Below are 11512 nucleotides of genomic sequence, written 5' to 3' on the forward strand. Positions count from 1 at the left end.
AAGCGCCTGTGGGGTCTTGGCTAGCCAGCTTTTCGGCAGGAGTGTCGCACTTTTCTTCCATCCAATAACGGATTCATAAAACAATAAAAAAACATATAAAGCGAGTGCCTGGAGAGGAAATCAACGACCTATTCTTAATGATCGTCAAATGAGACCATCCGAACTTCCTTTTTTAGACACTAGGGGTTCAACCGAGTTTTTCACGCTTTTCTTCTTCATGTTCCTTCTTCACGAGGGACATGCCGCTCGCTTGGTATTTGAGGATCTTTTGAATGACCGTGCCAAGATGCGCTCCAGCTTCAACAGGGGGGATCCCTCCTTTATGGATGTTGGAAATGACCATCCTCTCCGCTTCAATGGTGCCCAAACGTGGTTTATAGCAAATGTAAGCGCTCAATGATTCAGCACTGACAAGACCGGGCCGTTCACCGATCAACAGGACAATGACCTCAGGTCCAAGGATTTCACCGATATCATCCATCACGGCAACCCGGCCCTTTTCAATATAAAATGGTGTACCCGTATCCAGACCTGCCACTGTCAAAGATTGTTTGAAAGATAAATAGACGTCCTCGACATTTTCTTCGATTGCCTTGGCACTTAAGCCATCGGAAATGATGATTTGAACCGTCGGAGCCTTTATGCATTTGGCATCTATCACCCTCTTTGCTTCATCCGAAAGCTTCCTGCCATAATCCGGACGCCGTAAATAGACTTCCTTATCATCGGCCTTCGTTTTCACCTTGAATAAATCCAAGCGCTTCAAAAGAATATCACTGACTTCACCATATACAGCATCGACGGCCGCTGCATGGTCAAAACGGAATTTCAGCCACGAATCCGTTTTCGGCCGGGTCCCTGACCTGCCTACCCCTATCCGCGCAGGGGTTTTCGCTATCATGGCATCCAAATCTTCCTTATTATTCATTCCCATATCATCCACTCCTAATGGTTAAATATAGTTGGATCACCGGCAAGCTTCGTTAATTTTCCGTTCTCCATAATCCCCATCTTCTCCAGCCAAGCTTCATATAATGGGGCAGGCCGCTTATCCATCGTTTGCCTCAAAGTCGCTATATCGTGATAACTCAAAGACTGATAGTTTAACATGCAGTCATCACCCATCGGAGTAGCGATGATGAAATTCACACCAGCCGCCGTTAAAAGTACACCCAAGTCCTCGATATCATTTTGATCCGCCTTCATATGATTCGTATAGCAAATATCCACCCCCATCGGCAGTCCATGCATTTTCCCCATGAAGTGATCTTCTAACCCAGCCCGGATGACCTGCTTGCTGTTATATAGATATTCAGGTCCGATGAAACCGACGACCGTATTGACAATGTACGGGTCAAAATAACGGGCAAATCCATAGTTCCTGGCTTCAAGCGTCACCTGATCGATACCGAAATGCGCTTCGGCCGATAACTCGGAGCCTTGCCCCGTTTCAAAATAAAGATGCTGCGGGCCTGTGCCGGTGCCATAGGCCTTCGCTATCTCATTAGCTTCTTCGAGCAATTGTACGTTAATTCCAAAAGAGCGATTGGCCGTTTCCGTTCCGGCTATGCTTTGAAAGATCATATCAGCAGGCGCCCCCTGCTGAACGGCCTTCATTTGCGTGGTCACATGCGCAAGCACACAATTTTGTGTCGGGATGTTCCATTTCTGGATGACATCCTGTGTCGCATGAAGCAGCCGCTTTACGCTTTCGACCGAATCATCGACAGGGTTGATTCCAATGAGTGCATCCCCGATTCCATAGGAGAGGCCTTCTTTTAAAGAAGCCAGCATACCATCCACATTGTCTGTCGGGTGGTTAGGCTGAAGGCGCGAAGCAAGCGTTCCTTTGTATCCGATCGTGCCATTATTCTTGGTGAGCACTTCGATTTTATTGGCTGCATGGATAAGGTCGAGGTTCGACATCAACTTGGCTGCCGCTGCAATCATTTCACTATTCAATCCCCTGCTTAATCGCTTTAAGTCCTCGCCTGTCGTTTCGTCACTCAAAATATATTCACGCAGTTCGGCAACGCTCCAATTCTTCACGGATTGATAGATGGTTCCATTGATGAGACCATCTATGATCCGCGACACCTCATCCTCTTCCGGGGAAAGCAGGGGATAGTTCCTGATGTCCGCCAAAGTCAATTCGCTAAGCACCGCTTTCGCCGCAATCCGTTCTTGAACGGAATCTGCTGCAATTCCCGCAAGCCTATCTCCTGATTTCTCTTCATTCGCTTTGGCCAGGACTTCTTTCAACGATTTGAATTGATGGATTTCCCCAAAGTATTGAGTGGATAATTTCATCGTATGATCCTCCTTTTCCTAACTGTGGAAGGTTAGCGTTTTTACTACAACCGGAACGACCCCTGTCCGCAGCAGCCTTCCTATATCTAAATAGTCACCATGTTCCACTTCTGTCTGATCAATGCAGATGACCGGCAGATCCGCTTGGTTCGCTAGAATGGTTTGACCAAGTGCCTTTCCATAATCACTATCCATGACAATGATCAGAGGCTGCTGCCGATTCGGTTTTTGCTTCAGTGCCTCGGTAAAAGCGACTGCAAGCCGGTGAATGTCCCGAAATGATTGATAAGGTAAATTCGTTAAATAAAAGGCAAAATTCAGCCCCTCCTGCAAAGCGTCGTATATTGTGATCGCATCCTGAACAGCCTGTGTCATTTTCGCGGTTACATCATCAAGCACGCCATGAAAATCGACCCGATAGACTGGAATATTACGGACTGGCAGATGAGAATCATTCACTTCGATGGTTGCTCCGCTGATTTCAGTTGTATGTGCGCCTGCTCCAAGTACAGTCGCCCGGACCGTTTCAACAGGCTGTTCCCACCCCCATGCGGCCAATTCTTCACTTTCCTTGATGGAGGCGGCAAGCATCATGCCGATATCCCGGAAGCTTTCGTCCTCCCGTTCTTCATGATAGATGCAATCACTGACACCGCCCGAGAACATCAACACGTCTATTCGTTCTGTCCAAGATGGCTCCTTCCCAACTAATAGAAGTTCATCTACCTTTGTGAAGGAGCCAGCCAAAAACCTCGAAAGCACCTTCGCCATTTCATTTGCGATGATTGCCGCTTCACCATTCAAAGGAGAGCGCCCTATTGATTTCAGCCATTTTCCTATTGAAGGAGCAACCTTCACCTTCGCTCCTTCCCACTCCACCAAACGGCCTCCTATATGCAGTGTGCAGGTTCCGCAAAGCATGCCTGAGCGGTATACGGCAATATTCGCTGTCCCCCCGCCAATGTCTATGTTCGCTACAGTCTTTCTTGTCTTGATGGAATGTTGATAGGCGCCGGATCCCTTGGCGGCAATGATCCCTTCCAAATCCGGACCGGCTGCCGCTACAAGGAATTCACCCGCCGCATTAGATAACCGGTACACCATTTCTTCTGCATTTTGTTTGGTTGCCGTTTCCCCAGTGATGATGACAGCCCCTGTTTGTATGTTTTCGATCGTGATTCCTGCTTTTTGGTATTCACTTTCCACCATTCTTTGAACAGCAGGTATGTCAATTACCGTCTCGGATACAAGGGGGGTCCTGAAAATGGGACTTCGATACAGAATTTCCTTATCGGTAATTTCAATTTTTGGCACCTGTCCGCCACCCGCCACATTCCTAAGCGAAAGCTCGCTGATAACAAGTTTCGTCGTACTGGTGCCAATATCAATTCCTGCACTGATGATTCGTTCCACCTGTTCATTCACTAAAATCACACCCCAGTTTTACACCACTTGGATTTCATTGCTGTTTTCTTCCTCGTTTTTCGTTTTATATTCATTTATGCCGATAACTCCTGCTGCTCGATCCTTTTCTTCTAATTCCAAAGCTTTCGGAACGGACAGCCAGTAAGCAAGACCGATTCCAATCGCTCCGGCAGATAGCTTCCCGACAATGATCGGTAATATTAAGGAAGGCTGAAAGTTGGCTGTGAATGATAAATGATCACCCAATAGGAAGGCCGCACACACAGCGAAGGATATGTTTATGACCTTATCCTTCGGCGGCATTTCTTTAACAAGCTTGAACATTGCCAATATATTGGCTACCGTGGCTAATATCCCTGCACTCCCGGCTTTGCTCAACCCGATTTTCCCGCCCATCGCTTCCAATGGCTTGCCTGCATATTTTTGAATCAGGTAAATCATTGGAAATGCACCTGCCAGCATGATCCCGATATACCCCGCCGTTTCCAGGGCACGGAACTGGTCTGCCTTATCGGCCATGATCGGATGGAAGCCCCAAGCACCAAATACTTTGGAAAACAATCCGGTAAAAATTTCCACGATCGAAAACACGAGCACTAGTTTAATCGCGGCGTCCAATATTTTTCCAAACCACATGAAACCTTTGATCATCAAATCCGGCAGGAAATAAAGGCCTAACGCGAGCAAGACCACAAAAATAAGAAGCGGAGAAAGGTTCAGGGCAATTTTCAAATAGCTCAACGCGAATTCGTATGTAGAATCCGCATTCGTGGAAATCACCTCGCGGATTTTCGAATTCGTCGCCACCACCAGCACGCTTGAGATAAAAGCGCCAATCGGAATCGTCAGGATTCCTGACATGACACCAAGTGCCATGTATTTATGATCACGCTTCTCCAGCATCGCAAGCCCCATTGGAATCGAAAATACAATCGTTGCCCCGGACATAAAGCCGACAATCATCGCCATGATCCAGCCTTCATATGATTCCTTCAACTCGGCCGCTAATTGGTAACCCCCCATATCCGTCGCCAATATCGTTGTTGCGGCGAGGGCTGGATCTGCACCGATCGCAGCGAAAACCGGGCCGCATACTGTATTGATGAACCAAGATAAATAAGGGATCGAGGCCATGATTCCAGCTGCCGGGATAAATATATGGCCAACGGTATGCAAACCTTCCATGAACTGTTTCCCCAAGCCCTGCTCACTGTCTTTAATCGATGCAATAGCACCGACAACGGCACACACCATAATGATATAAATAACGAATTTACCTACCATCTCCATACATATTCCCCCTGAATTCCGATTTGATTTGGCCTATCGACTTAAAAAAAGGGTATAAAAAAGACGCCTCTTATAGCCCAAACTTAGGTTTTTCGGCAGAAATGCCTGCCTACAACCAATTTGGTCCATCAAAGCGCCATTGCTTCATCTATTTACTTGTTTTTGATCATTTGCAATGATTCGACGTGCCACCGTCTCCATGGAAAGCTGCTTATCCATACTAAGCCTTCTCAGTTTATTGTAAGCGATTTCTTCGGTGACATTCTTCCTTTTCATGATGATTCCTTTTGCCTTTTCAATGACTTTGCGATTTGTGAGCGTTTCATCCAATTGAGCATTTCGTTCCTGATACTTCTTTGTATTGGCTGCTTGCAGCAAAGCTATCTCAACTGCCGGAATCAGATTCGCCTCCGTAATTGGCTTTACAAGATATCCGACGATGTTCGCTCGCTTCGCCTCGTCGATATATTCACGCTGGCTGAATGCAGTTAAAAGCAGGACCGGAATCTGAAAGGTATTGGATATTACATCGCTAGCCTTAAGCCCATTCATTTTCGGCATTTTGATATCCATCAAAACGAGATCCGGCTGCAGTGCATGTGCCAATTCAATCGCCTTCTCGCCATTACGGGCATGTCCAACCACATCGAAGCCTGCATCCTTGAGCATGATCGTTATATCAAGCAGAACAATCGATTCATCCTCCACGACCAAAATCCTCTTGTCCACTTCTCCCACCTACCTCTTGTATGGAAATCTTACAGAAGCCAGTGTACCTTCTTTAATCCGCTGAATCGAAAACTCCCCATCCAAATCATTTTCCACCGTCATACGGATGATATCCAGCCCCAAAGAAGGTTTCACTGGAGGTGAATATCCGATGCCATCATCTCTTACTTGAAGTTCCAATTCAGGACCATCCTTTTGCAAGGATACGGTAATGTTCCCTTCCGTCCCTTCCTTGAAAGCATGTTTCACACAATTATGAATGAGCTCATTCACCACCAGCGCGACCGAAATGCCAATGTCGGAATCAATCGAATGAAGCTCACCCCTATATTCAATGCTTACGCATTGGCGAGCTTGACCCTCCGTATGAACGATCATATCGCCTATTTTTCTAATAAGCTCCAGCAGATCCACATGATCAACCTGACTGCTTGCCAAAATGATTTCATAAACCGACGATATGCTTAACACCCGGTTCAAACTGACCAATAAATGGGGCTTGCTTTCTTCAGGGGCTCCTAACCTCATTTGCAGCCGAAGTAAACTGGCCACTGTCTGCAAATTATTCTTCACCCGATGATGAATTTCACGAATCGCTACTGACTTGCTGATCAGCTCCCTTTCTTTATCCCGCAGTTCAGTCAGGTCCCGGATGATGATGAACGTTTCATTGGAATTCTTGTTGCCCAAATGGAACTTCTTTAGTTGGATAATCTTTTTACCAATGTTCATTTCCTTCATCAAAATGTCCTCTTTTGAAGCAAGAACATCGGCAAAGCCAGGAAAATAATCGAAAATCGATTCACCTAAAACACAGTCCGTCAAACATATTTCCGATACTAAATTAATGGCAGCAGGATTCGTATAAACAAGTCGGTTTTGGTTATTAATCAGGAAAATGGACTCCTCGATAAATTCAGGAACTAAGGAATTTTGTTGATCTTGCCTATCAAACTGATTGAAAGATTCAGGTTCTTCATGAATCACCTTTTCCATGATCAAAACGGCGATGACCCGATTGCATTCCCCCTTGATTGGAACGACACTTTGCTGGACCATCGCTCCCTCTTGAGTCAATGCCCGATTCACGAACATGTCCTTTCCGGTGCGCAATACATAAAATACGGCCGGTTCGAATGCCTCATAAGCAAATTTACCGACAACCGGATGATCGTAAACCGATTTCACGGAGTGTCCGCATGCCTCTGCAACGACAATGGCATGCTTCCCTTCACGCACCGGACAATCAATAAACACATTCGCTTTATTCAAATCGGCTATCAACGGTAAATTCGTTGATAGGTTTTCAAGAATTTGAATATCACTGTTCAATAAATGAGTATGCAATGCACATAAATCCCGGACGGTCATTGTCCGTTCCATAGGCAAAACCCCAATAAACGTTTATTCATGGATATTATTATTGATTATTATAGATATCGCCCATATTTTTGTCAATATTCAAAATATTATAATGTAATGTATTCTAACATTAGATATAGCGATATTTAAAACGATTGACCCATATTCTTTTCGACTCACTTGTGGAACAAAATTTCCACTTTACGTCCATATATGACCACCGTTCCTTTTTGCATACTCATGAATTCCACCTCTTCTGGTTATAGTAAAAAAGAAAATAACGGAGGAGGTACATTCCATGAAAAGTTCAAAGGAGTTTGTTGAAAGCATACAAGAGCAGCAAAAAAAGCAAGAAGGCAATATGCGCCGTCAAGGTAATGGGAATCCCGCTCAGAAATTACCGAATAAAAAACACTAATGAAGACAATCTTCAAAAGATCCCAGCTTTAATATAGGCTGGGATCTTTTCATTCTGATGCACTTTTCTTCTTCATCTCTTCGATTTCTTTTGAGAATGTTTCTTCTATCTCTTTTTTATTTCCATATAAAAAGAGATTATCCCCTAATTTGATTTTATACTCATATAGCTCTTTTCTGATTTTCACTTCTCCGCTTTCAATAAATAAAATATTGATGTCGGCTCCATCTGAAATGACATCAAAGGCTTTGACATCGATGAACTCCGAGTCCTCATAAATATCGATCTCCATGACCACGTCTTCATCTTCTAAAAATAAGACCTCTTCTATCGGGTGTTCCCATAATTCATAATGATTGTACATTTCACTTTTCATCTTATTAGATAATCTATTATTCAAGAATGGAACCTTCACTAAAATGGTTAAAACCAGCAGGATTCCAATAATGATGCTTAACTCCATCAAACGCAGATCATCTGTAAGCAATGTACTGATCGATGAAATGATGACAGCAAGCGAGAATGCACCAAATAAAATTAAGAACATGCTTATTTTCCTTCGAACGGGATGATCGATAATGGATTTTGACTCGTCAGTTGTAAAACCAGTGCCCGTCAGCATGGAAATAACCTGAAATCTTGCCACTGTGCCTTTTAATCCAGTCAATTTCATCAAGGTGACCGATATTTCAATTACAAGAACAATGATTATAAAATAAAGCAGCATAAAAAGTACATTCATCAAAATGATCACTTCCTCATCTATGGTTTACCCCAATCACGACAAAAGAAATCCCATTCGACGTTCATTTTAAGTTTCCACCAAAAGCTGACAAAGCAAAAAAAAACAGTAAGATCCAAAACTTGAATCCTACTGCGTGTTTATCTATATATTTCTTAAATGGTCTTCAGCAGCAATTTTTTTAACAGCGGTGTAAATTGCTCTGGCAATTCTGCTACACTCGGAATCATCAGGCGTTCTTTGCCATAGATGTTTTTCATCGTCATCTCTTCACTCTCATCGATGCCTCCATCCGCTAAAAACAGGCCGATGACTTCGATGCCCTTTTTCCTGGCTTCCGAAACAGCAAGGTGTGTATCGACAATTCCATTCTGATCATAATCGCTTGCCGCCGGCTCACCATCGGAAAATACGAGCAAGAAACGGTTTTTTTCGCGCCTTTTTTCCAATTCCATTGTGGCAACCCTGATACTGTATCCGTCGCGGTTGTCTTCCTCTGGCTCAAGCTGCATGATTTTAGCTCCTGAGTTTAGATAAAGAGAATCGGAATGGGACTGGATCACATGGAAGTAGTTTGGCTGATATCCTTCCCTCACTTCATTGGCATCTTCCCAGAAACCCACGATCGAGTGGGGGATCCTTAATTTCTTCAGCACTTCATGAAACAGGACGACCCCTCGTTTCGTTTCATCCATTTTGTTGTGCATGGAAGCCGAGCAATCGATAAGCAATGTGAATACCGCATCCATTTCATTGGAATCCTGGTTCTTTTTATAAAAGACCCTTGGATTTTCTTCAAATACAAGCGGCAGTAATTTCTTTGATAAACGGCCAAAAACCAAATCTTTTCTTGGTGCGTTCTTTTTATTTTCCAGCGTCTTTTCAATGGTGCTGGAGAGTTTCCTCTTGAACGGTTCGATATCCGCAACAAACTCTCGGTAGCGTTTCTCTTCCATAAGTGTTGGTACTTTGGCTTCTTTGATTACCTGAACGACGTCTTTATTTTCTTCACCAAATGGATGTTCACCGCTTTTGCCCATATTGGTTTGTTTCTTCTCCAGCGTTTCTTGCTGATTGTATTCCTTTTGTTGACTTTCCCCTGATGAACCCTGGATCGAAGCCAGTGCTTGGTCGGCATCTTCCGCTTCCCGGGCACCTCCACCCATCAGGCTTGTTTTCGTTCCCTGCTCCAATTCAAATTGGAGAAACGTCGAATTACTTTCACCGTTCTTGTTCTCCCGATGCCAAGTCGAAAATTTTTCATCAATGAACTCACTTTTTTCTTCGTCTGCATCATCTGTATCATCGTTCAACAGTTCATCATTTCTAGTCAGTTCATCAAATAAGGTATTTGCTTTATACTTTTCCACACTTGCAATGGGGAAAATGAAATATTCATTCATCGTATCTTCGTACCCATCGTTCACACGGAAAACGATTTGCTCGCAAATCCTCGTGATATCACTGGTTCTAGTGGCTTCAAAGACTGAATGGATGAGCGGTTTCAGTTTCTCCAGTTCTTCCAGCTGCCTTTCGTTGGCTCTCGGAAAAATCGGATCCGGCCTGTCGGATTGAAGTAATAAATATATGAGGCAATATAATTCATCCAGTGCAAAACTTCTTGTGACATTCGTCGCCAATTGGCTTTCGAAATATTGTTTAAGGTAAGCCCCCCTTACCGAAAACCATTTTTTCGTGCCTGGTCTTTCTTTCTTCACCAATTCTTCCAATCGCAAATCTTCCAGCAAAGCGAATAATTGGGCTGCAAACTTTGGAAGTGAACTTTCTCCGATGCTGTCCTGGTACTCCTTCATGCTCCGGATTGTTGTATGATGCAGCGTGCCTATCGTTCTAAGAAGCACGTCCGTTTTCAGCCCTGCTTCCTTCACTTCCTTATTGCCATTTTCCCAAAAGTGGCTGGCAGTGACCTTATTCTCAATCAGATCAATGAAGGAACCATAATTGTATTCGAATTCCAGCTCAGGAATGCCGGATAAAACAGTCGAGAGATCCTGAAGCTGTAAAAAAAGTGCCGTATCTATTATTGAATCATTGAACCGGATATACTTCATGAGGCATTCTCCTAGTTAGAATAATGTGTCAGCCAAGTTCTTCACGAACTCACGCTCCCGTTCCTCGTCCAACTTATCCACAATTGAACGAAGGATCGCCCGTTTCGGCGGGATCAACACACTCAGATCGCAAGCATCAAGCAAAGCCCTGATCGACGCCGCATCTTCAGCCACCTTCCCTTGATTCACGGCATTTATCAAATCACTCGACAGTTTAACGAACAAATCAATACTTCTTGGGTCCTTCAGCTTTGTATTGGTTTCTATCAATTGCTTTAACTGCTCCCCTTCGATATAAGGAACTTCAATGATGACAAACCTATTTTTTAGCGCTTCGTTCAGCGGCACTGTCCCGACATACCCTTCATTGATTGCAGCAATCACATTAAAGCCCTCTTTTGCCGTTATCACTTCATTCGTGAACGGATTCGTTATCGTCCTTCTGTAATCAAGCACACCATTGATAAGCGGCAGAGTCTCCGGTTTTGCCATGTTGATTTCATCTATATATAAGAAGTGACCGTGATTCATCGAATTGGTCACTGGTCCAGGTACGAATTCTATCACTTGTTTTTCCTCTTTGTAAGCCAGCGTCTTGAAGCCCAACAAGCTTTCTGCATCCAAGTCGACTGAGCAGTTGACGCTGAACATCGGCTGATTGAATAAGTTCGATAAAGTCTCGGCAAACTTTGTCTTTCCAGCCCCTGTCGGACCCTTCAAAAGGATATTCTTCCCCATGCTCAAGGCCGTGATGGCATCCACCATCAACTCCATCTCGGGAGGGAGATATCCGCCGCTCCTGATCAATTCCTCAAATTGAGCAGGATTCTTTTTGCTTGCTTGTAATATATTTGCTATTTCTGTTGGTAATCGATTGATCATTATGTTCCTACACCCCTTTCTGAACATTTTAAGGCTCTTTCCCATTAAAAACAAACACTAAGAAAAGGAGCTGTCATCAAGACAGCTCCCCGACTGTAGATAAACCCGGAGTATAGTGAGTTTTTCATTTCAGAAGTCCGTTCCTTACTCTAACCAAAATCATCAAAACAAACTGAGTGTCGCAGCTTTCTTCCATACAATAAGAGTTTCATAAAACAATAAAAAACCATATAGAACTAGTTTATCTGCAGTTTTTTTAAAAAAGACGTTCCAGCAGATTTA

At 43.9% G+C, this 11512-nt stretch carries 9 protein-coding genes and 1 pseudogene; 1 reads left to right on the forward strand and 9 read right to left on the reverse strand.

Annotation, left to right across the window (positions count from 1 at the left end; all coding sequences use genetic code 11):
• Positions 1-187: 187 nt before the first annotated feature.
• From eutC to AC3WLU_RS13930, 6 genes and pseudogenes are all read right to left on the reverse strand, one after another.
• Positions 188-922 (reverse strand): annotated as a pseudogene (eutC, locus tag AC3WLU_RS13905) (ethanolamine ammonia-lyase subunit EutC); the annotation flags it as partial.
• 23 nt (positions 923-945) lie between these two features.
• Complete coding sequence (locus tag AC3WLU_RS13910) at positions 946-2310, reverse strand: ethanolamine ammonia-lyase subunit EutB (protein WP_063574873.1); 1365 nt, start codon at positions 2308-2310, stop codon at positions 946-948.
• Between the two features lie 18 nt (positions 2311-2328).
• Positions 2329-3735, reverse strand: coding sequence for an ethanolamine ammonia-lyase reactivating factor EutA (locus AC3WLU_RS13915; RefSeq protein ID WP_492597424.1), 1407 nt, complete (start codon positions 3733-3735; stop codon positions 2329-2331).
• Positions 3736-3753: 18 nt separating this feature from the next.
• A complete protein-coding gene (eutH, locus tag AC3WLU_RS13920) occupies positions 3754-5025 on the reverse strand; it encodes an ethanolamine utilization protein EutH (protein ID WP_034310619.1) in 1272 nt (423 codons plus the stop codon).
• Between the two features lie 144 nt (positions 5026-5169).
• Positions 5170-5754, reverse strand: coding sequence for an ANTAR domain-containing response regulator (locus tag AC3WLU_RS13925; protein WP_053537393.1), 585 nt, complete (start codon positions 5752-5754; stop codon positions 5170-5172).
• Between the two features lie 9 nt (positions 5755-5763).
• A complete protein-coding gene (locus AC3WLU_RS13930; RefSeq protein WP_492597425.1) occupies positions 5764-7137 on the reverse strand; it encodes a sensor histidine kinase in 1374 nt (457 codons plus the stop codon).
• Between the two features lie 277 nt (positions 7138-7414).
• On the opposite strand from AC3WLU_RS13930, the gene AC3WLU_RS13935 reads away from it, so the two are divergent.
• Positions 7415-7534, forward strand: coding sequence for a DUF4023 domain-containing protein (locus tag AC3WLU_RS13935; protein WP_034310614.1), 120 nt, complete (start codon positions 7415-7417; stop codon positions 7532-7534).
• A gap of 49 nt (positions 7535-7583) precedes the next feature.
• Here AC3WLU_RS13935 and AC3WLU_RS13940 read toward each other — a convergent pair whose 3' ends face one another.
• The 3 genes from AC3WLU_RS13940 to AC3WLU_RS13950 form a co-directional block, all read right to left on the reverse strand.
• Positions 7584-8276 (reverse strand): TrkA C-terminal domain-containing protein, encoded by a 693-nt coding sequence (locus tag AC3WLU_RS13940; protein WP_492597449.1) that lies wholly within the window; start codon positions 8274-8276, stop codon positions 7584-7586.
• 155 nt (positions 8277-8431) lie between these two features.
• A complete protein-coding gene (locus AC3WLU_RS13945; protein WP_492597426.1) occupies positions 8432-10348 on the reverse strand; it encodes a vWA domain-containing protein in 1917 nt (638 codons plus the stop codon).
• Between the two features lie 15 nt (positions 10349-10363).
• Entirely contained in the window at positions 10364-11230 is an 867-nt protein-coding gene (locus tag AC3WLU_RS13950) for an ATP-binding protein (RefSeq protein ID WP_082609479.1), read from the reverse strand.
• Positions 11231-11512 lie beyond the last annotated feature (282 nt).

It is taken from the genome of Peribacillus sp. FW305-BF15 (assembly GCF_058783805.1).